The sequence below is a fragment of the Arthrobacter sp. CC3 genome (assembly GCF_039907775.1).
GTDB lineage: Bacteria > Actinomycetota > Actinomycetes > Actinomycetales > Micrococcaceae > Arthrobacter.
In genome coordinates this window covers 78,570-103,997 of sequence record NZ_JARCCY010000006.1, presented here as the reverse complement: position 1 = coordinate 103,997, position 25,428 = coordinate 78,570, and the positions used below count along the sequence as shown (strand labels likewise).

Below are 25,428 nucleotides of genomic sequence, written 5' to 3'. Positions count from 1 at the left end.
CGGAGCCGCTAGAGCTTGCCGGCTCCCAGCCGGTACCCCACGCCCCGCACGGTCTGCAGCAATTGCGGCGTGTGGGCATCCTCGTGGAGCTTTTTGCGGAGGTTGCCGATGTGGACTTCCACGGCACGCTCGTCAGCCTCGCTGATGTACGTGTCGTCCTGGTAGTAGTCCCCGCGGACGACTTTCACCAGGTCAGCCCGCGTGCACACACCGCCGCCGGCCCGCAGGAGTTCCTCCAGCAACACAAACTCGCTGCGCGTCAGCTCCAGTTCCTTGCCGGCCAGTTCGGCGGACCGCGTGCGGGGGCTGAGCCTGAGGTCGCGGTGCTCCAGGACGTCCCTGGTACCGGTTCCGTGCGCTGCCCCGGTTCCATGCGCTGCCCCGGTTCCGTGCGCGGCGCCGGGTTGGGCATGCGGTGCCGGTTTCGCCGGCGCCGGCTGCTGCTGTGCGTCCTGCCGCAGCCCGTCCTGGCGTTGCGCGCCGCTGTACCGTGGCCGCCGCATCATGGCCGCCACCCTCGCGCGGAGTTCCAGGGGACGGAACGGCTTGGTGATGTAGTCGTCCGCGCCCGAGTGCAGGCCGGTCAACATATCCGGTTCTTCGCTCCGGCCTGTCAGCATCACCACGTAGGCATCACTGAACTGCCGGATGCGCCGCAGCACCTCGTAGCCGTCAATGTCCGGCAGCCCCACATCCAAGGTGACAATATTCGCCTGTTGATGTCGTACCAATTCCACGCCTTCGCGGCCGTCCGAGGCGGTGTGCACCTCAAACCCCGCTTGAAGGAAGACCGATTCCAACAAGTTACGTATGTCCTTGTCGTCCTCGACAACCACAGCTACTCCCAGATCGCTCATGGTCAACCCCATAAATCCCCAGACCCCATGCAAGCATCTGCCCATCGCAAATGCCTGTTACACCCCCCAAAGGACTACGCTACAAGAAATCTCGCTTATTGGCGGCTCTTTTTCCGTGGCAGATGTATGAATGTCAATTAGCATGACTTCACAGTAAACAATGACGTCCAAGAAAGGCCCGGCCCCCATGATTGCCACCATTCGCCACCAGCATTCGCCCGGCCAAGGTGAGTGGGCCGGCGGCGTTGTGCTCAGGGCGGGGACCAGGGCCCACCTGCGTGGCTGAGACATCGCTGGCTCCCAGCGCCGACCGTTTCTTCCGTGCGCTGGGGCCTCGCACCCAGGTGATCCTGTGCCAATTACCGCTTTCATTTGTGGTCCTGGCACTGGCTGTCACGGCATTCTTCGCGTGGCCCGGCATATTCGGCAACGGCGTCTTCCTGATGGCTTTGGGGATGCACGCCCTCCTTTTCCTGGCATGCATCCTGCTGCCTTGGGAAAAGCTTGGGCCGTACGTTCCGCTATTCATTCCCATGTTTGATTTCATCGCCATCTGGCTGACCCGCCTCGGCGTACCGCCCGGCGTTCCGGGCCTCGGCGTCCTGGCAATTTTCCCGGTGATCTGGGTGTCCGCCTCGTCGCTGCCCGCCCGGAGCAGCCTCTTCCTAAGCTTCTGCGGGCCCCTGTTAATTTCCCTGCCCCCGTTGTTTTCCCGGCTTCCGGCGGTTTCAGCCTCGGACGTGGCGTCCGCGCTGCTTTTGCCGCTCATGATGCTCACGGTGTCCCTCGCGATCCGCTTCGCCAGCGTGAACCTGAAGCTGCAACAGCGGGATTTGGAGGCGAAGGACCGTGAAATGCGCGCGCTCTTCGAGGAAAGCAAGGAGCGCGAAAAGCTGCTGGACACAATCCTGGAAACGGTCGACGTCGGCATTGTCGCCGTGAATGCCAAGGGTGACCGACTACTGACAAATGTCCGGCAATCCCAGCTGGAAGCCGCGGCGTCCCCGGGAGGTCTTCCGGATCAAATGCCGGCATCGAGAATCGAGGAGCAACTGACACTCCTCAGCCAGGACGGGAAATCGCCATTGGCCCCGGATAAACGTCCCGTTTACCGGGCCACCCAGGGCGAGTCCTTTGCCGATTACCTGGTCTGGTTCGGTGAAGGACCGCAGCGCCGGGCCATTTCCACGGCGGCCCGGTCCCTGAGGAATGACGACGGCGACTTCAACGGCGCTGTGGTGGTGTTCAATGACGTGACCGGCCTGGTGGAGGCGATGGCGGCCAAGGACGATTTCCTGTCCAACGTGACCCACGAACTGCGCACCCCCCTGAATTCCGTCATCGGGAACCTCGATTTGGTGCTCGACGGCGAGCACGGACTCCCGCCCCTGGCCGCTCAACGGCTGGAGGTGGCGCAGCGCAACACGGAACGGCTCCTCACCCTGGTGTCGGATCTGCTGCTGTCGGCGTCGGCGTCGCTGCCGGTGCATCCGCGGAGGACGGACTTGTCCGGACTGGTGGATTTCTGCGTTGGCTCGGCGCAGGAACATGCCGCCGCCGCCAAGGTGTCGCTTCGTGCCGACGTGCCGGTGCCTTTATGGGCGCAGGTGGACCCGCTCCGGCTCGGCCAGGTCCTGGACAACCTCCTGTCCAACGCCATCAAATACTCGCCCGACGGCGGGACGGTCCGGGTCACGGCCCGGGCGGAAGCCGAGCAGGTGTACCTGCGCGTGGACGACACCGGGATGGGAATGACTCCGGCCGACGCGGCGCAGGTGTTCAACAGGTTCTTCCGCAGCCGCGATGTGCTGCAGTCCGGCATCCCCGGCGTCGGCCTGGGGCTCTCCATCACGAAGGCCATCGTGGACCTGCACCGCGGCTCCATTACGTGCACCAGCCGGCCAGGCGAGGGAAGTAGTTTCACTGTGGTCCTGCCGGCGGAAGACCCTCCCCCGGGCTACTAGCGGCCGGCCCTCTAGCTGACCAAAAAATTAGCGGCCCTGCCCACCAGCGGCCACGCCTACTTCCGCAGCGCCCGGGTCAGTTCGGCCCGGGCCAGAAGTTCGCTGTCCGAGGGATAAGCCACTTCCTCGAGCACCAGGGGGTGCGGGGCGGACAGCACGGACTTCGCATCGCGTTTCTGCTCAAGAAGCCGCTCATAAAGCCACCCCGGCTTCTCCACTCCGGAACCGACGTACAGGGCCGAGCCCACCAGCGCCCGCACCATGTTGTGGCAGAACGCGTCAGCCTGCACGGTGGCGACGATGACGCCGTCGCTCCCCCGAGCGAACTCAAAGCGCTGCAGTTCACGGATGGTGGTGGATCCTTCGCGGGGCTTGCAATAGGAACGGAAGTTCTGCAGCCCCAGGAGCTTGGACGCCCCCTCGTTCAACAGCGACACATCGAGCTGTTCCTTGTGCCAGAGCGTGGAGTACCTGCCCAGCGGGTCCCACAGCGCCGGACCGTCAGCGATGCGGTAGCTGTACCGGCGCCACAGCGCCGAGAACCGCGCGTCGAACCCCTCGGGCGCCACGGTGACACGGTGCACCTCAATGGCGCCGGTGAGGTCGCCCAGTCCCCTGCTCAGTGCTCCGCGCAGGCGCCGCAGGAGGGCGACGGCGGGATCCAGCTCTGCGCCGCGGTTCAGTCCCTGCCACTCCTCTTCGGTGAGGTCCAGGTGGACCACCTGTCCGCGGGCGTGGACACCGGCGTCGGTGCGGCCAGCCACGGTCACCCGCACCTTGCGCCGGACCAGGAGGGCAAGGGCATCCTCCAGCACACCCTGAACGGTCCGCAGTCCGGGCTGCACTGCCCACCCGCTGAACGGGCCGCCGTCGTACGCCAAATCCAAACGGATACGCAAAAACCCGCCGCCCCCCAAAACGGGGGCAGCGGGTTTCTGGTGGTTCATAGACATAAGTCTACTGCGGCGACAGAGCCTGATTACTCAGCTTCGACAGCCTGCGCAGCGTCGCCACCGGCAGGCGCGAAGCCTGCTGCTGCGGCGGACTCTGCAGAGTCGAACCAAACTTCAGCCGTGGTGGCGTCGTACCAGCGTGAGCCGGGAACGTGGAACTTCATGGAGTCCTCGTTGCCCTTGACGGGGAAGCCCTCGGGAGCTTCGTTGTCAGCGGTGGCGGGGTGCGAGCCGGCGTACTTGGCTTCGGCAGCTTCGGTCTCGGCAACCTCGGCAGCCGGAGCGGCTTCTTCGGTCTCAACAGCTTCGGCGGCCGGAGCAGCCTTGTCTGCATCGCGCTTGGCAGCGGCAGTAGCTTCAGCCACTACAGCCTGCTTTGCGGAAACCGGCTCGAGGACCAGTTCGATGACAGCCATGGGAGCGTTGTCGCCCTTGCGGTTGCCGATCTTGGTGATGCGGGTGTAGCCGCCATCGCGGTTCTCCACTGCCTGTGCAATGTCGGTGAACAGCTCGTGGACGACGCCCTTGTTGCTGATCAGGCCGAGTACACGACGGCGGGAAGCGAGGTCGCCGCGCTTGGCGAAAGTCACCAGGCGCTCTGCGTACGGCTTCAGGCGCTTGGCCTTGGTCACCGTGGTGGTGATCCGCTTGTGCTCGAACAGTGCTGCTGCCAGGTTCGCGAGCATAAGACGCTCGTGAGCCGGGCCGCCTCCGAGGCGCGGACCCTTAGTGGGGGTAGGCATAATTGTTTCTCCTCATATGGAAGCCGGTGGGCTGCGCACAACGTGGTGCATCCAGCCAGCCGGCCAAGATCTGCTTGTTAGAGCTCGTCGTCGCTGAACGCGGCGTCGTCCTCTTCGATGGCTGCGGCGCGTGCTGCCAGGTCGAAACCGGGAGGCGAGTCCTTGAGGGACAGGCCCAGTTCAACCAGCTTGGCCTTGACCTCGTCGATGGACTTCGCACCGAAGTTACGGATGTCCATCAGGTCGGCCTCGGAGCGGGCAACGAGTTCACCCACGGTGTGGATGCCCTCACGCTTGAGGCAGTTGTAGGAACGGACGGTGAGGTCCAGATCCTCGATCGGCAGGGCCATGTCGGCTGCCAGGGCAGCGTCAGTCGGCGACGGGCCAATCTCGATACCTTCAGCTGCGGTGTTCAGCTCGCGGGCCAGACCGAACAGTTCCACCAGGGTGGTGCCTGCGGAAGCAACGGCATCGCGCGGGGCGATGGCCTGCTTGGTCTCGACGTCGACAATCAGCTTGTCGAAGTCAGTGCGCTGCTCAACACGGGTGGCTTCCACGCGGAAAGTAACCTTCAGCACCGGCGAGTAGATCGAGTCGACCGGGATGCGGCCGATCTCGGAGTCGCCGGACTTGTTCTGAGCTGCCGAAACGTAGCCGCGGCCGCGCTCGATGGTCAGTTCGAGTTCGAACTTGCCCTTCGAGTTCAGCGTGGCAATGTGCAGATCCGGGTTGTGGAATTCGACGCCGGCCGGCGGAGCGATGTCCGCGGCGGTGACGACTCCCGGGCCCTGCTTGCGCAGGTAAGCAACAACCGGCTCGTCGTGCTCGGAGGAAACCGACAGGTTCTTGATGTTCAGGATGATCTCGGTGACATCTTCCTTGACACCCGGAACCGTGGTGAACTCGTGCAGCACGCCATCGATCCGGATGCTGGTTACAGCAGCGCCCGGGATGGAGGAGAGCAGGGTACGGCGGAGGGAGTTTCCGAGAGTGTATCCAAAGCCCGGCTCCAGCGGTTCAATGATGAAACGGGAGCGGTTTTCGGAGACGACCTCTTCAGAGAGGGTGGGGCGCTGTGCAATGAGCACTTAGGTTTCCTTTCGGCGAGCATCCGCTATATGACGCAACACAGGTGGTGGAAATTCGGTCTGAAGACTTAACGCGGCTGGGCCTGCCCGGACCCGTGAAGGTCCGGGCAAGCTCCAACTGCTGAATACGTCTTAGACGCGGCGGCGCTTCGGCGGGCGGCAGCCGTTGTGCGCGGCGGGGGTGACGTCCTGAATGGAGCCAACCTCCAGGCCGGCGGCCTGCAGCGAGCGGATTGCGGTTTCGCGGCCCGAACCCGGTCCCTTGACGAACACGTCAACCTTCTTCAGGCCGTGCTCCTGGGCGCGCTTTGCAGCAGCTTCGGCAGCCATCTGGGCAGCGAACGGGGTGGACTTACGTGAGCCCTTGAAGCCAACCTCACCGGCGGAAGCCCAGGAGATGACAGCACCGTTCGGGTCCGTGATGGAAACGATGGTGTTGTTAAAAGTGCTCTTGATGTGCGCCTGGCCCAGCGCGATATTCTTCTTGTCCTTCTTACGCGGCTTGCGAACCGCGCCACGAGTCTTCGGGGGCATTATTTCTCCTACAGAAAGTTATGGGGGAAAACGAGTCAATCCCGGGGGATTTAACGCGCCTTCTTCTTGCCGGCGACGGTACGCTTCGGGCCCTTGCGGGTACGAGCGTTGGTCTTCGTACGCTGTCCGCGTACGGGCAGGCCCTTGCGGTGACGCAGGCCTTCGTAGCTGCCGATTTCAACCTTGCGGCGGATATCAGCGGCCACTTCGCGGCGAAGGTCACCCTCAACCTTGTAGTTGCCTTCAATGTAGTCACGCAGCTCAACCAGCTGCGCGTCGGTCAGGTCCTTGACCCGAACGTCAGCGCTGATGCCGGTAGCAGCCAGGGTTTCGTGTGCACGGGTCTTGCCCACGCCGTAGATGTAAGTAAGCGCAATTTCCAGCCGCTTTTCGCGGGGAATGTCTACGCCAGCGAGACGAGCCATAGTGGCGGTACTCCTTGTATAAACCGGAGGTCGTAGGCAGTACACCCGCACTTTCAGTGCGGCCCCAGCCTCCGACCGGGGGTTAGCTGTCCGGGCTCTTTCGAGCTTATGTCCCAGTTCAGCTTGTGCTGCCTTTATTTACTTGCGTGGGTTAGCAACCCAGGATTTCCCGTGAAGGAAATTAGCCCTGGCGCTGCTTGTGGCGCGGGTTCTCGCAGATCACCATGACCCGGCCATTACGGCGGATCACTTTGCACTTTTCGCAGATCTGCTTGACGCTCGGCTTGACCTTCATGGCGTTCCTTTGCGTGTTGCAGTTGGTCTACTGGCCCGGCCTTCGGCTAATGCTCTGGCCGCCCAGTGTTTACTTGTAGCGGTAGACGATACGACCACGTGTCAGGTCGTACGGGCTCAGCTCCACCACTACCCGGTCCTCAGGGAGAATCCTGATGTAGTGCTGGCGCATTTTTCCAGAGATGTGCGCCAGAACGATGTGCTTGTTGGTGAGCTCAACGCGAAACATCGCGTTAGGCAGCGCCTCAGTCACAACGCCCTCGATCTCAATGACCCCGTCCTTCTTGGCCATACCCTCCGCTAACTGTTGTTGTCACAGCCTTCCGGTTGGCACCGGACATGACTGCGAACGTTTTTGATTGATTGGCTTCTGCCTTCCGACCGCAAAAGGGCGCAAACAGGGCAGACAACCAACAGACAACATTACGCCATCTTGGCAGGAATGTTAAATCGGACCATGGTAGCGCACTACCGGGCCGTACGCAGCATATTCCCCTGCCGGGGTTGTGACGCTTTCAGCCCGGGAGACCCCGTCCAGGATGGCCTCGGTCACGACGTCGGCTGCCGCGCTCTGCAGCGTGATGAGGCTGAACGTCCGGGCGGCATCGGTGCTGCGGTCAAGTTCGACGGCGCCCGTCGCCAGCGCGAACACCGTGTCGCCATCGGCGAGGGTATGGGAAGGATTCAGCGCCCGGGCCAGTCCGGCATGACAGGCAGAGGCGGTCCGCTTGCACTCGGCCTTGGACAGCACAGCATTCGTGGCGACGACGACGAGCGTGGTGTTGAGCGGCGGCGCTTCGGCATGTGTGCCGTGCCCGGCTTCCGCCGCAACGGCCGAAACCCTCGGCGTGCTCGCTCCTTCGTCGCTTAGACGCACGCTGCCGAGTTCCGCCCGCTCCGGCGATGTGCCAAAAGGCAGTCCCACGGCGTTGACCACCGCTATGGCGCCTATCACTACCCCGTTGTCTAAGGTGATGGAGGCCGTGCCGACTCCCCCTTTGTATTGCCCCCGGCCGAGGACGGCTCCGGTGCCGGCTCCCACGTTGCCGCGTTCGACGTCGTGACCGTCCTTTTGGGCGGCAGCGGCGGCAGCGGCCGTGTAGCCCATCTCCTCATCGGGGCGGGCGGTGAAGTCACCGCCGCGGCCCAGGTCGAAGATGGCGGCGGCCGGGACGATCGGCACGAGTCCGCCCGGCACGGGCAGCCCGCGGCCGTCTTCCTCGCACCAGCGCTTGGCGCCGTGGGCGGACACCAGCCCGTAGGCGCTGCCGCCGGTGAGCACCACGGCGTCCACGCGCTGCGAGAGTGTGGTGGGGTCCAGGGAATCCGTCTCATGGGTGCCCGGGCCTCCGCCGCGGACGTCAACGGAACCGACGGTTCCGGGCGGCGGCAGCACCACGGTCACCCCGGTGAGCCAGCCGCCGTCGGACGTCCCGCCGTCGGACGACCCCGACGACCCAATTTTCTGCGTGTGGCCGACCCGGATTCCGGTGACATCGGTAATTGATCCCATGGCTCCATTGTGCGCCTGAGCGGAATCGAGTGTCCGCTCCCAAAAGTTCGGCGACCCGCGGGAGCAACTCCGGCCTCCAAAACAAACGTTATGCAATACTGCCAGCAACACGGCGTTAACGGGCAAGGAAGCCTTGACTAACAATCCTCTGACGAGGGCTAGTGCGGGATTCTGCCCACCAACCATGTGGTGAAGTGAAGCTAAATCCCCACGTCCACCGGCCTGCCTCGAGCGGGCCCGGATCCGTTAGAGACCGAATGACAAGACAACTGACTGACAGGCCACCCGCCGTCGTGGAAGCCGTTCCGGCCCCGCGGCGCCGGCCGAAATGGTCCGGCAGGACCCGCCGGGACTTCTTCGTCTTCCTGGCCCTCGCACTGCCCAACCTTGTGCTGATCGGGGTCTTCACGTACCTCCCGCTCATCAACAACATCTACTACTCCACGCTGGACTGGACGCTGGGATCGGCGTCGGCCACCGTGGTGGGGCTGGACAACTACGTCACGTTCTTCACCAGTGCCGATGCCGCCAAGGTGCTGGGGACCACCGCTGTCTTCACCCTTGTCACCGTGGGCGGCTCGATGGTGCTCGGCCTGCTGATCGCCCTCGCGTTGAACTCCAAGGTCCGCGGCACCACTTTTGCCCGGTCCGCGGTTTTTGCACCCTATGTGCTCAGCGGCGTGGGCGTGGGCCTGGTCTGGCTGTTCATCTTCGATCCCGGCTACGGCGTGCTCGCCTGGGTGCTCCGCGGGCTGGGCCAGCAAAGCCCGCAATGGATCAACGATCCGCAGCTGTCCCTGGTGATGGTGATCATCGTGTACGTCTGGAAGAACCTGGGGTACTGCGCGGTGGTTTACCTCGCCGGGCTGCAGTCGCTGCCGCAGGACGTTATGGAGGCTGCTTCCCTGGACGGCGCCAACGGGTTCCGGCGCTTCCTGAGCATGTCCGTCCCGCTGCTCTCCCCCACCACGTTCTTCCTGCTGATCACCACCATGCTCAGCTCGCTGCAGGCGTTCGACCTGATCAGGATCATGACGCCCCTGGGCAACGGCACCAGCACGCTGATCTACGAGGCCTACCTCCAGGCGTTCGGCGCCTTCAACCGGGCCGGGTATTCGGCCTCCATCTCAGTGGTGCTCTTCGCCATCCTGCTGATCATCACCGTGCTGCAGCTGCGGTTCGTCGAACGGAAGGTGCACTACTCATGAGCACGCACCGCCCCTTCTCCCGCGCCAACATTGTCCAAACGATTGCCGGCGGCTACGTTCCGCTGATCCTGGCCACCCTGGTGGTGTTCCTGCCGCTGCTCTGGATGATCCTGAGTTCGTTCAAACAGCCCGGCGAGATCATCACCATGGACCTGAAGATCCTCCCGGAGAGCGTGAACCTGGAGAACTACAACATCGCCATGACCACGGTGCCGTTCGCGCAGTTCTTCCTGAACAGCACCATCGTCACGCTGGTGGGTGCAACCATCAAGGTGCTGCTGGCCATCCTGACCGCCTATGCCCTGGTGTTCGTCCGATTCCCGTTCAAGAACGCCATCTTCGTGCTGATCCTCGTGGCGCTGATGGTTCCGCCGCAGGTGTCCATCCTGCCGAACTACATCCTCATTGCCGGCATGGGCGGCAAGAACACCCTCTGGGGCATCATCCTGCCCGGCCTGGGAACCGCCTTCGGCACCTTCCTGCTGCGGCAGCATTTCATGACCCTGCCGGCCTCCATCCTGGAATCCGCGGAGATCGACGGCGCCGGCCACTGGCGGCGGCTCTGGCGGATCGTGGTACCGGTGTCCGTCCCCTCGATCGCCACGGTTGCCCTGGTCACCGTGGTCAGCGAATGGAACGACTACATCTGGCCGCTCATCATCACGGACCGCCCGGAAACCATGACGCTCCCTGTGGGCCTCACCCTGCTGCAGAACTCCGAGGGCAACGGCTCCGGCTGGGGCATCCTCATGGCGGGAGCCGTGCTGGTGATCGTCCCCATCCTGGTGGTGTTCGCGGCACTCCAGCGCTACATCGTGGCCGGCCTTACCCAGGGCAGCGTCACCGGCTAGGGCCCGCTTTCCCCGCACTACCTGTCATCCAACCCGTACAACGAGTCAGCATGAGCAATCACCTTTGAGAGGATCCACAATGGGTATGAATCTTGACCGCAGGCATTTCCTGGGGCTTGCCGGTGCAGGAGCCGGCGCCGCTGCGCTGGCAGCCTGCGGCGGCCCGTCCACCGGCGGAACAACTCCGGCGAGCGAAGCCGCCGAGATCGATTTCAGCGGTGTGAAGCCCGCCGCCTCGATCGACTTCTGGACCAGCCACCCGGGCAAGTCCCAGGACGTGGAGAAGTCCATCATCGCGAAGTTCCATGCCAAGTTCCCGGAGATCAAGGTGAACCTGGTGACGGCGGGCGCCAACTATGAGGAAATCGCGCAGAAGTTCCAGACCTCACAGGCAGCCAAGGAAGCACTGCCCGGCGTTGTGGTGCTTTCGGATGTCTGGTGGTTCCGCTACTTCACCAACGGCAACATCATCCCGCTGGACGGCCTGGTCAAGCAGCTGGACATCAAGGTGGACGATTTCCAGAAGTCCCTCGTGGCGGACTACCAGTACGACGACAAGCAGTGGGCTCTTCCCTACGGCCGCTCCACTCCGCTGTTCTACTACAACAAGGACCACTTCAAGGCTGCGGGGCTGCCTGACCGCGCACCGAAGACCTGGCAGGAGTTCGCCGAGTGGGCACCAAAGCTGAAGGCCAGCTCGGGCGCGCAGTACGCCTACATCTACCCGGCACTGGCGGGCTATGCGGGCTGGACCCTGCAGAACAACCTCTGGGGCTGGGGCGGCAGCTGGTCCAACGAGTGGACCATCAACTGCGACTCGGCGGAATCCGTGGAGGCGCTGCAGTGGGCACAGGACTCCATCTACAAGGACGGCTGGGCGGGTGTTTCCTCGAAGGAGGCGGCTGACGACTTCGCCGCCGGGATCACGTCCTCCACCATCTCGTCCACCGGCTCACTGCTGGGTGTGCTGAAGTCGGCCAAGTTCAATGTGGGCGTGGGCTTCCTGCCGGGCGGGCCCAAGGTGGAAAGCGGGGTGTGCCCCACCGGCGGCGCCGGCTTGGGCATCCCCAGTGGTGTCAGCAAGGAAGTGCAGCTGGCGGCCGGCACGTTCCTGAAGTTCATGACCGAGCCGGAAAACACCGCGGAATTCTCAGCGGCCACCGGCTACATGCCCACCCGCGTCTCCGCCGACATGACCTCGGTGCTGGCCAAGACCCCGCAGATCAAGACGGCCATGGACCAGCTCGCGGCCACCAAGGTCCAGGACAACGCCCGGGTGTTCCTGCCAGGTGCGGACCAGGAGATGGCCAAGGCCGCGGCGAAGATCCTCACCCAGCAGGGCGATGTTAAGGCCACCATGACCGCGCTGAAGTCCACGCTGGAAGGCATCTACACGAAGGACGTCAAGCCCAAGCTGAAGAGCTGACGCATCCTTACCTGACTCGCGGACTCGACGCGCAAAAAGCCCCGCGCTACGCAAAATCCCTGGCGCACCCGTTATTTCGGGTGCGCCAGGGATTTTGCGCGTCGAGGGCGTATTTGCGCGTCGCGTCGCCTCGCGGCCGGGCGGGACGGAGCTGCGTGCGCGACGCCGGAGCGAGGCGCGACGCCGTGTGCCGGGGACTTACGGAATCGGGACCGGGACCACGCCCAGCGGCGCAAGCCGCTCCGCACCGCCGTCGGGCGCGGAAAGAACCCAGATGCCCTTTTCATGCACGGCAACGGAGTGCTCCCACTGGCAGGAGCGCTTGCCGTCGGTGGTGACTACAGTCCAGTCGTCCTCGAGCACGGCGGTCTCAATGCTGCCGCGGACCAGCATGGGCTCAATGGCCAGGCACAGCCCGGGACGGATCTTGGGACCGCGGTGGCTGGTGCGGTAGTTGAGCACGTCCGGCGCCATGTGCATTTCGGAGCCGATGCCGTGACCCACGTAGTCTTCCAGGATGCCCAGCGGCTTGCCCTGCACGGAGGAAACGTAGTCGTCCACCGCGTTCCCGATGTCGCCCACGAACTTTCCGGTGGCCAGCGCGGCAATCCCCCGCCACATGGCCTCCTCGGTGACCTCGGACAACCGGACGTCTTCGGGATCGGGGGTCCCGACAATCACGGTGCGGGCCGAGTCGGAGTGCCAGCCGTCCACAATGGCGCCGCCATCGATCGAGATGATGTCGCCGTCGTTCAGCACGCGGCTGCCCGGGATGCCGTGGACCACTTCCTCATTGACGGAGGTGCAGATGGTGGCCGGGAACCCGTGGTAGCCGAGGAAGTTGGACTTGGCGCCCGCCTCGTCGAGGACTGCGCGGAATACTGCGTCCAGCTGCGCCGTGGTGGTACCGGGGACTGCGGCGGCCACGGCGGCGTCCAGCGCACGGCTCAGGACCAGGCCGGCCTCATGCATGATGCGCATTTGGGCGTTGGTCTTGTATTCAATCCGGGGCTGTCCGAATGCCATTTATACCTCAGTGCTTCGTCTCGCTGGCGGGATGGTTTCATCCCAGGTCTCTGATCCATTCTCCCGCACTTGCGAAGCTGCTCGGGACAGGGTCAACTCCCAGCTCGTCCCGCAGGCGGCGTGTGCAGTAGGTGCGTTCGAAGCCGAGCTGGCTGACGGCGTAGCGCGTCAGCCGCGGCGGCCTGCGTGTCACGCCCGCCATCGCCTCGAGCGACGCCGCCAATGTCATCGCCGCGCGCATCGGGATAAAGCCGAGTTCGACGTCGGACCGGCCAGTAGCGTCCAGCACTTCCCGCAGGACTCCGCCGAGGGCCACAGGCCGCTGGTCCGCCACGTTGACGGGACCGGTGGCGTCCGCGGTGCAGGCGGCGAGCGCTGCCCGGGCCAGGTTGCCGATGGATGTCAGCTGGTGCAGGACATCCGGGCCGCCGACGCTGAGCAGCCTTTTATTGTTCACGTTGCCCATGAGGCGGGGCAGGAGGGTCCGGTCACCCCGGCCGTAGACACCGTGCGGCCGGAGGATCAGCGCATTGCCGTGCCGTGCGGCCGCTGCCTCGGCCAGGGCCTTTGAACTGGAGTAGGCGTTCAGGTACCGGCCGGCGACCGGCTCCTCCGGCCGGTCGACGCACGGTTGCCACCATGGATAGACGCTGGAACTGGAAATGTGGACCAGCCGCGCACGGGGAAAGGTAGCCGCAACAGCTTCGGTCCCGTGGACATTGACGCGGTGGAAAAGCTGCGGAGGCCCCCAGTCCGCCACATGCGCTCCGGAATGCACGACGGCGTCCACTTCCGGCGGGCTTGTCAGCGGCCCTGCGCTGAGGTCCCACACCGTTACGCCCGGGAGCCGGCGCCGGCCGTACCGGACCACCTCCCAACCGCGATCCTCGGCAGCTTCGGCAACAGCGCCGCCGACAAATCCGCTGGCCCCGGTCACGGCGATCCTCATGGCGTCCCTTCCGGGGGCCGGTCTCGCTGCGGGCTCCCGTGGGGCGGGCTCCCATGCGTCAGGCGGTCCGAGAACAGCGCCCGCAGCGCCACGCGGTCCGGTTTGCGGTGCCGCCCCGACGCCGGAAGCCTGGGCATGGCCTCGATCCGGTCGGGCAGAGCCGATTCGTCAATGAGCAGGGGCAGCTCGCGGTGCAGGGTCCGGAGCAACGCCGCCGGGTCCTGTCCCTGCCGCGGTTCGACGGCGAGCCACACCGTTTCGTCGCCGATGCCGTCCGGGACGCCGACCATCGCTGCCTGGGCCACGCCGTCGATGCCGGCAATGACCGGCTCGTACAGGCCCGGGTAGATGTTGGTCTTGCCGCGGATGATCATGTCCTTCTTGCGCCCCAGTAGGACGAGCCTCGGCGTCCCGGTAGAGCCGGCCGGGCCGCGGTCCACGCGCACGAGGTCGCCGGTGGCGTGCTCGTCCATGGTGTCCTCGCCAAGGTAACCCAGGCACATGTTGGGCCCGGAGACGATCAGTTCATGGTCCTCAGCCACCCGGAAGCGCACGCCCGGCAGCGGACCGCCGAGGTAGTCGCCCTCGCCGGCACCGTCCGCGGTCCGGAATTCCGCGGTGCGTCCGGACGCGAAGTCCAGTTTCTCGCGTCCGTCGGCGATCGCGATGGGCAGGACTTCGGTCATCCCGTAGATGCAGTGGAAACGCACTCCCGGCAGGAGCCGGGCAGCCCGCGCCAGGAACGGGGCCAGCACGGGCGCGGCACCCAGCATCACCGTTTTCAGGGTGTCCGGCCACGCCAGCTGTCGCGATTCCACGGCGTCCAGGATCGGCGCCAGCTGTGACGGCACCAGGAACACATGGGTGGCCGCCTTCCGGCCCGGCGCCGGTCCCAGTTCGGCCGCGAACCGCAGCGGATCGATGGTGGCGGACAACCCGTACGCGGGCATGGTCCAGTGGGCGCCGGCGATCAGGGCCGGCAAGCCCATCATCAGCTGTTCCGAGTGGATGCGGTCGCCGGCGGCGAACGTGCAGCGTGTGCTCAACTGGCCGAAACCGGCCGCCAGGGTTCCGCGGCTGTGCACCACGCCCTTCGGCTTCCCGGTGGTGCCTGATGTGAAGATGATGACCGCTTCCTGCCCCGGTGCGGCTTCGACCGGCGGGGGACCGTCCGGCCTGCCGCCGTCGTGAGCGCCGCCGTCGTACTTGCTTCCACGGGAAGCGTTTCGGGAAGCGTTTCGGGACAGGGCACGGATGTTGGTCGACGTGAACGGGACCCCCGGAAGCCACGGACCGGAGTGGAAGTGCCGGACCTCCATGGCTGCGTAGTCCGGAAGCAGCAGGCCGCGCCGCCGGGCAAGGCGCCGCTGCGGCCCGGGCGCGCTGAGCGCATAAAGCAGCGACTCGGAGGCCGCCCAGCGCGGCGTTGCGAGCGCCGTCCTGCTCCGGAAGAGTTCGGGGCCAACCCCCGGGTCAATAAATACGACGGCCCCGCCGGCCCGGACTGCGGCCAGGGCGAGCGTGAACGCCGCCGGCCCCGGCCGTACGGAAAACAGCAGGCGCTCCCCCGGACCGAATCCCTCGCGCCGCAGGCCCCCCGCGGTGGATTCAATCCCGGCGGCAAGGTCCCGGTAGCTGATGGTCTTCCCCGGCTTTCCGCCGCGTTTGCCGGGTGCCGTGATGGCCGGGTGGTCCGGGTGCTTCGCAGCAGCGTCATACACAGCGGCGATGAGGTCGTCCGGCAGTTCAGTTCGCACGGGTCAGCTCCAGGGACTTGTAGTGCGGAATAAGCACGTTCCGGCTCACGGTCCGCGAGCGGATGCGCCACGGGCAGCGCGCGTACTCGTCCAGCAGCACGGTCAAGGCGCCGTTGATTTCGGCCATCGCCAGCGGCATCCCGATGCAGAAGTGGGCCCCCGCCCCGAACCACAGCTGGCGGGCCGCCGGCGGGACGGGCGTTCCCGGGTCGAAACCGCCCAGGCTCTTGGCGGCGTGCACCGTCGACAGCAGGATCCGGTCCCCCGGGTTGATCCGGACACCGCCCAGCCGCCCTGCCGCTGTGGCCTCACGGAGCATCATCGGCGACGGCGCCGTGTACCGCAGGCCCTCGGTGACTGCGTCGGGGAGCCCGCTGCGGTCAGCTGACAGCGCGGGCAGCCTGCCGTCGTCGAACAGCATGGCGGCGAGCCGCGGAACGTAGGACACCAGGGTTTCGGTCCCGGCGATCACAAAGGCACTGACAATCCCCACTGCTTCGTCCTCCCCGAGCCCCAGGACCCGGAGGCGGCCCGGAAAAGTGGAGGGATCGTCGCTGCGGTAGGCGTTCCGTACGGGTCCGGCCAGAATTTCGACGGCGGCCTTCGCCTGTGCGACCTGAGCAGGCGCCAGCCCAGGCCGCCCCAGCCGCACCAGCGAGGTGATGGAGGTGCCCAGGGTGAAGAGGTCGCTGGCCGGGAGGCGGCCGGGCGCATCGTCCGGGACGCCCAGCAGCCTGCTGATCACTCCCCCGGACAGTTCCTTGACCAGCCCGACGAACTCCACCGAGCCGCCATGCTCCAGCCCTGCGGCCAGCCGTCCGCGCAGCCGCTCGCCCGCCGGGGCAACAATGGCTTCGACGGCCCGCGGCGTGAAGAGGCCGTTGAGGCGGCGGCGCAGCTCAAGGTGCTCTTCCCCGTGCATGTTCAGCAGGGCACGGGGACCCACCACCGGGGTCCAGAGAGCGCCGGAAGCCATGGCCCCGGACTTCGAGTAGCTGGCATCCATCAGCACTTCCCTGACCAGGGAGGCCTCGCTGACGAGTACGCCCAGGCCGGGCAGCCGGACAACGGGCCGGAGCTTCCCCAGCCCGCGGATCAGCGGGTAGGCCACAGGATGGGCGCCGACGTGGAGCCGCCGCTCCCACATGGCCAGGCGGCCGGTGCCGGACTCCCGGGCGGACGCTTGCCCCGTCACCGCGCGTTCCGAAACGCGACTCACCGGATGTCCACGTGGTCCGGGCGGAACCGGTGATCCGCGTACCAGGCGAGGGTGTTGGGCAGGCCCCAGGCCTGAACCCTGCGGGAGGAGCCGAACACCACCACGTTGCGCCGGAGGGCATAGGAGCGCGTGAGCTTGCGGACCTGGTTGGAAAGCGCACGGTCCTCGTGCAGCTCCTCGATGCTGGTGCGCGGGAACCCGCCCGAGCGCAGATACAGCTCTGCGGTGATGGCCATGTTGCACCCGGGCAGCATCTGGTAGGGGCCAAGGCAGCCCTCGCCCTTGTTTCCCGGGCGGATGCGGCCGAAGAACGACGCGACCTCGACGGCCAGGAGCATCAACCAGCGGCTGTTCCGGGGCAGGCCTTCATCCAGCCGCGGGTTCAGCTGGCCGGCAATCATCTCCAGGCCGTCGTCGAACGCTTCCATGATGCGCAGTGTCCAGTCCGCAGCCGGGAGGCAGTCCGAGTCGGTGCGTGCCAGCCACCGGGCGCCGTTCAGGGCGCCGAAGCGCATGCCCGTGTCCGCGGCGGCTCCGGTGCCTTTCTGCGGCTCGCGGAGCAGACGGATATCCATGGCCGGGTGAAGCCTGGCAAAGTCGGCGACGATTGACCTGGTGGCATCAGTGGACCCGTTGTCCACCACTACGAGCGTGAAGTCTTTGTGCCGCTGGCCGGCCAGCGCCTGCAGTGACTGGCCGATCAGCTTCTCTTCGTTGAGCGCCGGCATCGCGACACACAGCGCCCGCACCGGCGGTTCGCCACCCGGGGCTGTCGGTTCACCGCCCGGGGCCGTCACAGCCGCACCACGGCGATGCCCAGGCTCACGCCGCCGGCCAGACCCACCAGTGCCACCAGGTCGCCGGGTCCGCAGCGGCCAAGGTCCTGTGCCACCTTCAGCTGCAGGGGCAGGCTGACCGAGGCCATGTTGCCGTACTCCTCCACGGTCCTGACGAGCTTGTCCTGCGGCACCCCGGCGCCGCGGGCGAAGATGTCGCGGTATGGCGCACTCACCTGGTGGACGCACACCACTGCGAAGTCCGTCCACGCCAGTCCCACCCGCTCGAGGGTCTCGTCGAGGATTCCCCGCCCGAGGTCAAGGAAGGCGTCCTTGAGTTTTTCGCCGTCCATGTTGAAATACGTCGCTTCGAGGTCCCGCGGGGCAACGGAGCCGCCGGTGGCGAGGGTTCCCACAGCCCAGTGGCTGCTCTTCGCGGTGAACCCCATGTCCAGCACCCGGGCCCCGGCGTCGTCGTCGGGGTCTGCCGGTTCCAGCAGCAGCGCACACCCGGCGTCGCTCATGGTGTAGCCAGGGAAGGCCGCGGCGAACGTCTCCTGGTCCGGTACGGACCACCGCACTGCCCTGGAGGGCGACTCCCCGCTGACCAGGAGAACGCGCTGGTAGCGTCCCGAGCCGATCAGCGCGTCGGCTACTTCCAGGCCGTTGAGGAGGCTGTTGCAGGCGTTCTTGATGTCCATCACCGGGCAGCCCATGCCAAGCTTTGCGGCCACCATGTGCCCGGTGGCCGGTTCCACCATGTCCTGGCTGGCGGACGCAAAAAGGAGGAGGTCGACGTCGGCGGGCTGGAGTCCGCGGTCCGCCAGCAGTTTCGCGGCGGCTACTGCCGCAAGGTCGGAGGCCTGCTCGTTCGCCGCCATGACGGACCGGCTGCGGATCCCGGTGAGCCTGCCGATCAGGCCCTTCGGGACGCGGAAACCTGGACTGGCGGCAGCGAGCTGCTGCTCCAGCTGCGCGGTGCCAAGCCGTCCCGGCGGCACATAGACTTCGAGGCCGGCGATCCTCGCCGCCCCCGGAAGGGTCTGGTTCATGCAGTATCTCCCCACAGACAATGCGTCCGGTGACATCCGGCTCCGGTCCCGGGTGCTTGACGGCGCCAATGGCCCGCAGCGCCGCCACCCTCACCCCTCCAAACAAGGAAGGGCGCGTCCCGTACTCGATGGTACGGGACGCGCCCTTCAAGGCACTGGAGGCGAGCCGGGTCTGCAGTCAGACGCAGGAATCCGGCAAATCCTGGATCAGGCTGCCTGTGCTGCCTTGATGGCCTGCATGACGCGGTCGGTGACCTCGTCGATGCCGCCGATGCCGTCAACCTGGGTCAGGATGCCGCGCTCGGCATACTTGGCCACAACGGCTTCAGTCTGCTCGTGGTAGAGGTCCAGACGGTGGCGGATGACGGCTTCATTGTCGTCGCTGCGCCCGGTCTCCTTGGCACGGCCCAGGAGGCGCGTAACCAGTTCCTCGTCATCGGCGGTCAGCTGCAGGACGACGTCCAGCTTCTGCTCACCGTTGGCGAGGATCTCATCGAGGTAGTCCACCTGTGCGGTGGTGCGCGGGTAACCGTCCAGGAGGAAGCCGTTTTCGACATCGTCCTCGCTCAGGCGGTCGCGCACCATCTTGTTGGTGACGCTGTCCGGCACGAAATCGCCGGCATCCATGTACTTCTTGGCCTCGACGCCCAGCGGCGTCTCACCCTTAACGTTGGCGCGGAAGATATCGCCGGTGGAGATCGCAACGACGCCGAGGCGCTCGGAGATCCGATCCGCCTGCGTTCCCTTGCCTGAACCCGGGGGTCCAATAATCAGCATTCTCGTCATCGCAAAAGCCCTTCGTAGTGACGTTGTTGTAGCTGCGCATCAATCTGCTTGACCGTTTCCAGGCCCACGCCCACCATGATCAGGATCGAAGTTCCACCGAACGGGAAGTTCTGGTTGGCGTTGATCAGGACCAGGGCGACCAGCGGGATCAATGCCACGAAGCCCAGGTAGAGGGCGCCGGGCAGGGTGATCCTGGAAAGGACGTACTGCAGATAGTCCGCCGTCGGCTTACCGGCCCGGATACCCGGGATGAAGCCGCCGTACTTCTTCATGTTGTCGGAAACCTCTTCAGGATTGAAAGTGATTGCGACATAGAAGTAGGTGAAGAAAACAATCATGGCGAAATAAAGTGCCATGTAGATGGGGTGGTCGCCACGGGTGAGGTTGTTGTTGATCCACTCAACCCACGGTGCCATCTGTTCGCCCTGCTTGGGCTGGTTGAACTGTGAGATCAGGCCCGGCAGGTACAGCATCGAAGATGCAAAGATGACGGGCACGACGCCGGCCATGTTCACCTTGATGGGGATGTACGTGCTGGTGCCGCCCACAGTGCGCCGGCCGATCATGCGCTTGGCGTACTGCACCGGAATGCGGCGCTGGGACTGCTCCACGAAGACCACAAGGGCCACGGTGAGCAGGCCGATGGCCAGGACCATGAAGAAGGTGCCGGGACCCTGCGAGGTCCAGATGGCGCCCAGGGAGGTCGGGAAGCTGGCAGCGATCGAGGTGAAGATGAGCAGCGACATGCCGTTGCCCACACCCTTCTCGGTGACGAGCTCGCCCATCCACATGATCAGGCCGGTGCCGGCCGTCAAGGTGATGATGATCAGGATCGTGGTGATGACGCTCGCATCGGGGATGATGTCCAACTGGCAGTTGGGCAGCAACTGGCCGGAACGAGCCAGCGACACCAGCGTCGTGGCGTTCAGCAGGCCCAATGCGATGGTCAGGTAACGCGTGTACTGCGTCAGCTTGGATTGCCCCGAGGCGCCCTCTTCGTACAGCTCCTGGAAGCGGGGAATGACCACGCGCAACAGCTGGACGATGATGCTCGCCGTGATGTACGGCATGATGCCCAGGGCGAAGATGGACACCTGTAGCAACGCACCGCCGCTAAACAGATTGACGAGCTGGTAGATCCCGCCCGAGGTCTGACCGCTCTGCAAGCATTGCTGGACATTCTGGTAGTTCACACCAGGCGAGGGGATGAAGGCACCCAAGCGGAAGATTGTGATGATTCCCAGCGTGAACAACAACTTGCGTCGCAGATCAGGCGTGCGAAAGGCCCGGCCAAATGCGCTAAGCAAGCGTCCTCCTGATGAGTAAATAAAGTCGTGTGAGATAGGTCAATAAACCCAACAACCGAGTCTAACGGGTTGATGCGCCGTGCGAACAATCGGTGAGGGTCCAAATGAGAAAAAACTCCCGGTACGCAGGGCCGAAGCCCCGGGTACCGGGAGTTCCTACAACGAGCGTATGCTCCGCCGCCTCTTATTAGAGGGCGGTGGTGCTTCCGCCTGCTGCTGCAATCTTTTCTGCGGCGCTGGCCGAGAATGCGTGGGCGGTGACGTCAACCTTGACGGTGATGTCGCCGGTGCCCAGCACCTTGACGGGCTGGTTCTTGCGAACGGCACCCTTTTCGACCAGGTTCTCCACGGTGACTGCGCCGCCTTCCGGGAACAGCTCGTTGAGCTTGTCCAGGTTTACAACCTGGAACTCGACCCGGAACGGGTTCTTGAAGCCGCGCAGCTTCGGCAGGCGCATGTGCAGCGGCAGCTGGCCGCCGGCAAAGCCAGCCTTGATCTGGTAGCGGGCCTTCGTACCCTTGGTACCGCGACCAGCGGTCTTACCCTTGGAACCTTCACCACGACCAACACGGGTCTTGGCGGTCTTGGCACCCGGGGCGGGACGCAGGTGGTGAACCTTCAGTGCGTTCTGCTTCTCAGCAGCGGCGCCCTGTGCCTTTTCGGCGGTGTTCTTCTCTGCCATTTACTTCGCCTCCTCTACCTTTACCAGGTGCGGAACCGTGTTGAGCATTCCGACGGTCACGGCGTCGGCGGTGCGGACAACGGTGTGTCCGATCCGCTTCAGGCCGAGGGACCGAAGGGTGTCGCGCTGGTTCTGCTTGCCGCCAATGGCGGACTTGATCTGAGTGATCTCCAACTGAGTGTCGGAGGGAATCAGGTTCTTAGCCACGACTCAGACACCTGCCTTCTGGTTCATGAGTGCCTTCACCATTGCGGCCGGAGCGATCTCGTCGAGCGGGAGGCCGCGGCGTGCTGCCACTGCTGCCGGCTCTTCGAGGCGCTTCAGTGCATCAACGGTCGCGTGAACGATGTTGATGGCGTTGGAGGAACCGAGCGACTTGGAGAGGATGTCGTGGATGCCCACGCACTCCAGTACTGCACGGACTGGGCCACCGGCGATAACACCGGTACCGGCGGAAGCCGGACGCAGCATAACGACGCCTGCAGCGGCTTCACCCTGGACGCGGTGCGGGATGGTGCTGCCGATGCGGGGAACGCGGAAGAAGGACTTCTTGGCCTCTTCAACGCCCTTCGCGATGGCGGCGGGAACTTCCTTGGCCTTGCCGTAGCCGACGCCGACCATACCGTTGCCGTCACCGACGACGACGAGTGCGGTGAAGCTGAAGCGACGACCACCCTTGACGACCTTGGAAACGCGGTTGATGGTTACAACGCGCTCTACGAACTGGCTCTTTTCGGCTTCGCGGCCACCATCGCGGCCACCACGGCCACCACGGTCGCCACGGCCCTGGCCGCGGTCGCCACGCTCGCCACGACGAGCGCCACCACGGCGGTCGTCGGTGGTAGCAGGCGCAGCGGTCTCAGTTGCCGGAGCAGCTACAGCTTCAGTCACCTGAATGTCCTTTTCGTTATTTTCGGTCACAGTGACAGCCCACCTTCACGTGCGCCGTCAGCGACGGCGGCGATCCGGCCGTGGTACTTGTTACCACCGCGGTCGAAGACAACTGCTTCGATACCGGCAGCCTTGGCACGCTCGGCGACGAGCTCGCCAACGCGCTTGGCCTTGGCGGTCTTGTCACCGTCGAATGCACGAAGGTCGGCTTCCAGAGTGGAGGCGCTCGCTACGGTCAGGCCCTTGCTGTCATCGACAACCTGGACGAATACGTGGCGTGCGGAACGGTTGACGACCAGACGCGGACGTACAGCCGTACCGGAGATGCGCTTGCGGATACGAAGCTGGCGGCGGCTGCGCTGGGCAGACTTGCTCTTGTTCGTACGCTTCTTGTTAATTGAGATGGCCATGGTTACTTACCAGCCTTTCCGACCTTGCGGCGGATGACTTCGCCGGCGTAGCGGATGCCCTTGCCCTTATAGGGGTCCGGCTTCCGCAGCTTGCGAATGTTGGCAGCAACCTCGCCGACCTGCTGCTTGGAGATACCTGAAACAGAGAGCTTGGTCGGGGTCTCTACTGCAAAGGTGATGCCGTTCGGTGCCGAGACGTTGACCGGGTGGCTGTAGCCCAGAGCGAACTCCAGGTCAGAACCCTTGGCCTGGACGCGGTAACCGGTACCGACAATCTCAAGCTTCTTCTCGTAGCCTGCGGTGACACCCTGGATCATGTTGGCGATCAGGGTGCGGGTCAGGCCGTGCAGCGAACGCGAAGCGCGCTCGTCGTTCGGGCGGGCGACAGTCAGGGTGCCATCTTCCAGGGTGACCTCGATCGGGCTGGCCACAGTGTGGCTCAGCTCGCCTTTGGAACCCTTGACGCTGACGACAGAGCCGTCAACCTTGACCTCAACGCCGGCAGGAACGGTGATGGGGAGACGTCCAATACGTGACATTATTCTCTTCCTTTCCCGTTACCAGACGTAAGCGAGGACTTCGCCGCCCACGCCCTTCTTGCCGGCCTGCTTGTCAGTCAAGAGGCCGGAAGAGGTGGACAGGATTGCGACACCCAGGCCACCGAGCACGTGCGGCAGGTTGGTGGACTTCGCGTAAACGCGGAGTCCCGGCTTGGAAATACGACGAACGCCAGCGATTGAACGCTCGCGGTTCGGACCGAACTTGAGCTCGAGGGTCAGCTTCTTGCCAACCTCAGCGTCTTCTTCTTTCCAGGAGGCGATGTAACCTTCAGCCTTCAGGATGTCGGCAACGCGTGCCTTGAGCTTGCTGTACGGCATAGTCACGGTGTCGTGGTATGCCGAGTTTGCGTTGCGCAGACGCGTAAGCATGTCTGCGACGGGATCTGTCATGGTCATGTTGGGCTCTTGCCCTTCCTCATAACGGTTTCCGCCCTGCCATCCCCGTGGGGACGCGGCAAGGCCGGACCTTCTATGTAGCTAGATTAAGCTTCGGTCTTGAACGGGAAACCAAGCGCCTTGAGCAGCGCGCGGCCTTCGTCGTCGGTCTTGGCAGTGGTCACGACGGTGATGTCCATACCGCGAACGCGGTCGATGGAATCCTGGTCGATCTCGTGGAACATAACCTGCTCGGTCAGACCGAAGGTGTAGTTGCCGTTGCCATCAAACTGCTTGCCGCTGAGGCCCCGGAAGTCACGGATACGCGGCAGTGCCAGCGTTACCAGACGGTCCAGGAATTCCCACATGCGGTCTCCACGCAGAGTTGCGTGTGCACCGATAGGCATGCCTTCGCGCAGCTTGAACTGTGCGATCGACTTACGGGCCTTGGTTACCTGCGGCTTCTGACCGGTGATCAGGGTGAGATCACGGACAGCGCCGTCGATCAGCTTGGAGTCCTTGGCGGCATCTCCAACACCCATGTTCACAACGACCTTGACCAGACGGGGAACCTGGTTGACGTTCTCGTACTTGAATTCCTCGATGAGCGTGCTCTTGATGGAATCCGCGTACTTGGTCTTCAGACGAGGAACGATCTTGCTTGCCGGAGTCTCGAGAGTCTCAGTCATTAGATGTCCTTCCCGGAGCTCTTGGCCACGCGTACGCGCACTTCACGCTGCTTGCCGTTGCGCTCAACGGTCTCGGTACGGAAACCGACGCGGGTGGGCTTCTTGGTGGAGGGGTCAACCAGGGCCACGTTGGAGATGTGGATGGAAGCTTCAACGACCTCGATGCCACCGGTCTTGGTGCCGCGCTGCGACTGACCGACCTTGGTGTGCTTGGTTACGCGGTTAATGCCTTCAACCAACACGCGGTTGGTCTCGGGGAATACGCGCAGAACCTTGCCCTGCTTGCCCTTGTCGCCGCCGCGCTCAGCCTTGGCGCCAGTGATGACCTGAACGAGGTCACCCTTTTTGATCTTAGCCATGGACTAGAGCACCTCCGGAGCCAGAGAAACGATCTTCATGAACTTCTTGTCACGAAGTTCACGACCAACCGGTCCGAAGATACGGGTACCGCGGGGGTCACCGTCGTTCTTCAGGATCACAGCTGCGTTCTCGTCAAACTTGATGTAGGAACCATCCGCACGGCGGCGTTCCTTCTTGGTACGGACGATGACAGCCTTGACGACATCGCCCTTCTTTACGTTGCCGCCCGGAATTGCGTCCTTGACGGTAGCGACGATGACGTCGCCAATGCCTGCGTAGCGACGGCCAGATCCACCGAGAACGCGAATGGTAAGGATTTCCTTAGCACCCGTGTTGTCGGCGACCTTGAGTCGCGACTCCTGCTGAATCACTATTTACTCCTTGCGTCGCGCTGGTTCTCAGACCGAAAATCTTCCTACGGAATGAGCCTTGCGGAACGGTTGATCGGGGTGTCTCTTGACCTGCCTGGATTTTGCCAGACCAGGCCTAAACTCCCGTGCCAAAAACATTTGCTTCCCAGGCGATTCCGACGGATCGGGGCGCAAGGGGGCACTATGCCGTGGCACGATTGTTTACGAGGTTGATGACGGCGCACGAACGGCGCCATACAAACTCAAAATCTTAGCACGTTTTGGGCGAATCCCCATATCACAGCCGAGGTGCCGGCGCAGGCAGACCCGGCCCTCTTTTGGCGCACCGCGGCAATAACGGACGACGGCGTCACGCACGGCAG

The 25,428-nt window shown here is 64.5% G+C and carries 30 protein-coding genes; 4 read left to right on the top strand and 26 right to left on the bottom strand.

Going from position 1 to position 25,428, the window contains the following annotated elements:
- Positions 1-8 precede the first annotated feature (8 nt).
- The gene (locus PV761_RS04935) at positions 9-857 is read right to left on the bottom strand and encodes a response regulator transcription factor (RefSeq protein WP_347894837.1); all 849 of its coding nucleotides are present in this window, start codon (positions 855-857) and stop codon (positions 9-11) included.
- Positions 858-1,135: 278 nt separating this feature from the next.
- Between PV761_RS04935 and PV761_RS04930 the strand changes: the two genes are divergently transcribed.
- The gene (locus PV761_RS04930) at positions 1,136-2,821 is read left to right on the top strand and encodes a HAMP domain-containing sensor histidine kinase (protein ID WP_347894835.1); all 1,686 of its coding nucleotides are present in this window, start codon (positions 1,136-1,138) and stop codon (positions 2,819-2,821) included.
- Positions 2,822-2,877: 56 nt separating this feature from the next.
- Here PV761_RS04930 and truA read toward each other — a convergent pair whose 3' ends face one another.
- The 8 genes from truA to PV761_RS04890 form a co-directional block, all read right to left on the bottom strand.
- Positions 2,878-3,768 (bottom strand): tRNA pseudouridine(38-40) synthase TruA, encoded by an 891-nt coding sequence (gene truA, locus PV761_RS04925; RefSeq protein WP_347894833.1) that lies wholly within the window; start codon positions 3,766-3,768, stop codon positions 2,878-2,880.
- 32 nt (positions 3,769-3,800) lie between these two features.
- Positions 3,801-4,517, bottom strand: coding sequence for a 50S ribosomal protein L17 (gene rplQ / locus PV761_RS04920; protein ID WP_028269561.1), 717 nt, complete (start codon positions 4,515-4,517; stop codon positions 3,801-3,803).
- Between the two features lie 77 nt (positions 4,518-4,594).
- Entirely contained in the window at positions 4,595-5,605 is a 1,011-nt protein-coding gene (locus tag PV761_RS04915) for a DNA-directed RNA polymerase subunit alpha (RefSeq protein ID WP_011692778.1), read from the bottom strand.
- A gap of 132 nt (positions 5,606-5,737) precedes the next feature.
- Positions 5,738-6,139 (bottom strand): 30S ribosomal protein S11, encoded by a 402-nt coding sequence (rpsK, locus tag PV761_RS04910; RefSeq protein ID WP_011692779.1) that lies wholly within the window; start codon positions 6,137-6,139, stop codon positions 5,738-5,740.
- Between the two features lie 50 nt (positions 6,140-6,189).
- Positions 6,190-6,564 (bottom strand): 30S ribosomal protein S13, encoded by a 375-nt coding sequence (gene rpsM / locus PV761_RS04905; protein ID WP_003803743.1) that lies wholly within the window; start codon positions 6,562-6,564, stop codon positions 6,190-6,192.
- Between the two features lie 181 nt (positions 6,565-6,745).
- The gene (rpmJ, locus tag PV761_RS04900) at positions 6,746-6,859 is read right to left on the bottom strand and encodes a 50S ribosomal protein L36 (RefSeq protein ID WP_009358722.1); all 114 of its coding nucleotides are present in this window, start codon (positions 6,857-6,859) and stop codon (positions 6,746-6,748) included.
- A 69-nt stretch (positions 6,860-6,928) separates the two neighbouring features.
- The gene (gene infA / locus PV761_RS04895) at positions 6,929-7,150 is read right to left on the bottom strand and encodes a translation initiation factor IF-1 (RefSeq protein WP_009358723.1); all 222 of its coding nucleotides are present in this window, start codon (positions 7,148-7,150) and stop codon (positions 6,929-6,931) included.
- 153 nt (positions 7,151-7,303) lie between these two features.
- A complete protein-coding gene (locus tag PV761_RS04890; RefSeq protein ID WP_347894829.1) occupies positions 7,304-8,371 on the bottom strand; it encodes a P1 family peptidase in 1,068 nt (355 codons plus the stop codon).
- Positions 8,372-8,628: 257 nt separating this feature from the next.
- Here PV761_RS04890 and PV761_RS04885 point away from each other — a divergent pair, with 257 nt between their 5' ends.
- From PV761_RS04885 to PV761_RS04875, 3 genes are all read left to right on the top strand, one after another.
- Positions 8,629-9,579 (top strand): sugar ABC transporter permease, encoded by a 951-nt coding sequence (locus tag PV761_RS04885; RefSeq protein ID WP_347894827.1) that lies wholly within the window; start codon positions 8,629-8,631, stop codon positions 9,577-9,579.
- On the top strand, positions 9,576-10,430 hold the full coding sequence (locus tag PV761_RS04880) for a carbohydrate ABC transporter permease (protein WP_347894825.1): 855 nt from the start codon (positions 9,576-9,578) through the stop codon (positions 10,428-10,430). Before PV761_RS04885 ends, PV761_RS04880 begins: the two co-directional genes overlap by 4 nt.
- 79 nt (positions 10,431-10,509) lie before the next feature.
- On the top strand, positions 10,510-11,856 hold the full coding sequence (locus tag PV761_RS04875; RefSeq protein WP_028269565.1) for an ABC transporter substrate-binding protein: 1,347 nt from the start codon (positions 10,510-10,512) through the stop codon (positions 11,854-11,856).
- 198 nt (positions 11,857-12,054) lie between these two features.
- Here the strand turns inward: PV761_RS04875 and map are convergent, their stop codons facing one another.
- The 17 genes from map to rplN all read right to left on the bottom strand — a co-directional run bounded on the left by map (position 12,055) and on the right by rplN (position 25,066).
- Complete coding sequence (gene map / locus PV761_RS04870) at positions 12,055-12,882, bottom strand: type I methionyl aminopeptidase (RefSeq protein ID WP_347894823.1); 828 nt, start codon at positions 12,880-12,882, stop codon at positions 12,055-12,057.
- A gap of 37 nt (positions 12,883-12,919) precedes the next feature.
- Positions 12,920-13,831 (bottom strand): NAD(P)-dependent oxidoreductase, encoded by a 912-nt coding sequence (locus tag PV761_RS04865; protein WP_347894821.1) that lies wholly within the window; start codon positions 13,829-13,831, stop codon positions 12,920-12,922.
- Entirely contained in the window at positions 13,828-15,588 is a 1,761-nt protein-coding gene (locus PV761_RS04860; RefSeq protein WP_347894819.1) for a class I adenylate-forming enzyme family protein, read from the bottom strand. Before PV761_RS04860 ends, PV761_RS04865 begins: the two co-directional genes overlap by 4 nt.
- Entirely contained in the window at positions 15,578-16,783 is a 1,206-nt protein-coding gene (locus PV761_RS04855; RefSeq protein WP_347894817.1) for a cytochrome P450, read from the bottom strand. The genes PV761_RS04860 and PV761_RS04855 overlap by 11 nt, the downstream gene beginning before the upstream one ends.
- 20 nt (positions 16,784-16,803) lie before the next feature.
- On the bottom strand, positions 16,804-17,604 hold the full coding sequence (locus tag PV761_RS04850; protein ID WP_347894815.1) for a glycosyltransferase: 801 nt from the start codon (positions 17,602-17,604) through the stop codon (positions 16,804-16,806).
- Positions 17,601-18,635, bottom strand: a complete 1,035-nt coding sequence (locus PV761_RS04845; RefSeq protein ID WP_347894813.1) for a 3-oxoacyl-[acyl-carrier-protein] synthase III C-terminal domain-containing protein — start codon at positions 18,633-18,635, stop codon at positions 17,601-17,603. The genes PV761_RS04850 and PV761_RS04845 overlap by 4 nt, the downstream gene beginning before the upstream one ends.
- A 207-nt stretch (positions 18,636-18,842) precedes the next feature.
- The gene (locus PV761_RS04840) at positions 18,843-19,412 is read right to left on the bottom strand and encodes an adenylate kinase (RefSeq protein ID WP_197024889.1); all 570 of its coding nucleotides are present in this window, start codon (positions 19,410-19,412) and stop codon (positions 18,843-18,845) included.
- A 5-nt stretch (positions 19,413-19,417) separates the two neighbouring features.
- Positions 19,418-20,728: a preprotein translocase subunit SecY gene (gene secY, locus PV761_RS04835; protein WP_028269572.1), complete on the bottom strand. Its 1,311-nt coding sequence runs from the start codon at positions 20,726-20,728 to the stop codon at positions 19,418-19,420.
- Positions 20,729-20,915: 187 nt separating this feature from the next.
- Positions 20,916-21,410: a 50S ribosomal protein L15 gene (gene rplO, locus PV761_RS04830; protein WP_051628706.1), complete on the bottom strand. Its 495-nt coding sequence runs from the start codon at positions 21,408-21,410 to the stop codon at positions 20,916-20,918.
- Positions 21,411-21,617 carry a 50S ribosomal protein L30 gene (gene rpmD, locus PV761_RS04825; RefSeq protein WP_028269574.1) on the bottom strand — a complete coding sequence of 69 codons (207 nt, stop codon included), beginning with the start codon at positions 21,615-21,617 and terminating at the stop codon, positions 21,411-21,413. It abuts the gene before it with no gap.
- Between the two features lie 3 nt (positions 21,618-21,620).
- A complete protein-coding gene (gene rpsE / locus PV761_RS04820) occupies positions 21,621-22,301 on the bottom strand; it encodes a 30S ribosomal protein S5 (RefSeq protein ID WP_197024890.1) in 681 nt (226 codons plus the stop codon).
- A 26-nt stretch (positions 22,302-22,327) separates the two neighbouring features.
- Positions 22,328-22,711 carry a 50S ribosomal protein L18 gene (gene rplR, locus PV761_RS04815; RefSeq protein WP_028269575.1) on the bottom strand — a complete coding sequence of 128 codons (384 nt, stop codon included), beginning with the start codon at positions 22,709-22,711 and terminating at the stop codon, positions 22,328-22,330.
- 2 nt (positions 22,712-22,713) lie between these two features.
- Positions 22,714-23,250: a 50S ribosomal protein L6 gene (gene rplF, locus PV761_RS04810; RefSeq protein ID WP_028269576.1), complete on the bottom strand. Its 537-nt coding sequence runs from the start codon at positions 23,248-23,250 to the stop codon at positions 22,714-22,716.
- An 18-nt stretch (positions 23,251-23,268) separates the two neighbouring features.
- On the bottom strand, positions 23,269-23,667 hold the full coding sequence (gene rpsH / locus PV761_RS04805; RefSeq protein ID WP_011692798.1) for a 30S ribosomal protein S8: 399 nt from the start codon (positions 23,665-23,667) through the stop codon (positions 23,269-23,271).
- A gap of 86 nt (positions 23,668-23,753) precedes the next feature.
- Positions 23,754-24,335, bottom strand: coding sequence for a 50S ribosomal protein L5 (gene rplE / locus PV761_RS04800; RefSeq protein WP_011692799.1), 582 nt, complete (start codon positions 24,333-24,335; stop codon positions 23,754-23,756).
- On the bottom strand, positions 24,335-24,694 hold the full coding sequence (gene rplX / locus PV761_RS04795) for a 50S ribosomal protein L24 (RefSeq protein ID WP_028269577.1): 360 nt from the start codon (positions 24,692-24,694) through the stop codon (positions 24,335-24,337). Before rplX ends, rplE begins: the two co-directional genes overlap by 1 nt.
- 3 nt (positions 24,695-24,697) lie before the next feature.
- Positions 24,698-25,066, bottom strand: a complete 369-nt coding sequence (gene rplN / locus PV761_RS04790; protein ID WP_003803789.1) for a 50S ribosomal protein L14 — start codon at positions 25,064-25,066, stop codon at positions 24,698-24,700.
- Positions 25,067-25,428 lie beyond the last annotated feature (362 nt).

Bases quoted from the DNA above. Each gene is read 5' to 3' on its own strand.
- truA (WP_347894833.1), bottom strand. From the start codon at position 3,768: ATGAACCACCAGAAACCCGCTGCCCCCGTTTTGGGGGGCGGCGGGTTT.
- rplF (WP_028269576.1), bottom strand. From the start codon at position 23,250: ATGTCACGTATTGGACGTCTCCCCATCACCGTTCCTGCCGGCGTTGAG.
- rplO (WP_051628706.1), bottom strand. From the start codon at position 21,410: ATGGCAGAGAAGAACACCGCCGAAAAGGCACAGGGCGCCGCTGCTGAG.
- rplX (WP_028269577.1), bottom strand. From the start codon at position 24,694: ATGGCTAAGATCAAAAAGGGTGACCTCGTTCAGGTCATCACTGGCGCC.
- PV761_RS04845 (WP_347894813.1), bottom strand. From the start codon at position 18,635: ATGAACCAGACCCTTCCGGGGGCGGCGAGGATCGCCGGCCTCGAAGTC.
- rplR (WP_028269575.1), bottom strand. From the start codon at position 22,711: ATGGCCATCTCAATTAACAAGAAGCGTACGAACAAGAGCAAGTCTGCC.
- infA (WP_009358723.1), bottom strand. From the start codon at position 7,150: ATGGCCAAGAAGGACGGGGTCATTGAGATCGAGGGCGTTGTGACTGAG.
- PV761_RS04865 (WP_347894821.1), bottom strand. From the start codon at position 13,831: ATGAGGATCGCCGTGACCGGGGCCAGCGGATTTGTCGGCGGCGCTGTT.
- rpsK (WP_011692779.1), bottom strand. From the start codon at position 6,139: ATGCCCCCGAAGACTCGTGGCGCGGTTCGCAAGCCGCGTAAGAAGGAC.
- PV761_RS04840 (WP_197024889.1), bottom strand. From the start codon at position 19,412: ATGCTGATTATTGGACCCCCGGGTTCAGGCAAGGGAACGCAGGCGGAT.
- PV761_RS04880 (WP_347894825.1), top strand. From the start codon at position 9,576: ATGAGCACGCACCGCCCCTTCTCCCGCGCCAACATTGTCCAAACGATT.
- rplE (WP_011692799.1), bottom strand. From the start codon at position 24,335: ATGACTGAGACTCTCGAGACTCCGGCAAGCAAGATCGTTCCTCGTCTG.
- rplQ (WP_028269561.1), bottom strand. From the start codon at position 4,517: ATGCCTACCCCCACTAAGGGTCCGCGCCTCGGAGGCGGCCCGGCTCAC.
- rpsH (WP_011692798.1), bottom strand. From the start codon at position 23,667: ATGACCATGACAGATCCCGTCGCAGACATGCTTACGCGTCTGCGCAAC.
- PV761_RS04885 (WP_347894827.1), top strand. From the start codon at position 8,629: ATGACAAGACAACTGACTGACAGGCCACCCGCCGTCGTGGAAGCCGTT.
- map (WP_347894823.1), bottom strand. From the start codon at position 12,882: ATGGCATTCGGACAGCCCCGGATTGAATACAAGACCAACGCCCAAATG.
- PV761_RS04890 (WP_347894829.1), bottom strand. From the start codon at position 8,371: ATGGGATCAATTACCGATGTCACCGGAATCCGGGTCGGCCACACGCAG.
- rpmJ (WP_009358722.1), bottom strand. From the start codon at position 6,859: ATGAAGGTCAAGCCGAGCGTCAAGCAGATCTGCGAAAAGTGCAAAGTG.
- PV761_RS04935 (WP_347894837.1), bottom strand. From the start codon at position 857: ATGAGCGATCTGGGAGTAGCTGTGGTTGTCGAGGACGACAAGGACATA.
- PV761_RS04875 (WP_028269565.1), top strand. From the start codon at position 10,510: ATGGGTATGAATCTTGACCGCAGGCATTTCCTGGGGCTTGCCGGTGCA.
- rpsM (WP_003803743.1), bottom strand. From the start codon at position 6,564: ATGGCTCGTCTCGCTGGCGTAGACATTCCCCGCGAAAAGCGGCTGGAA.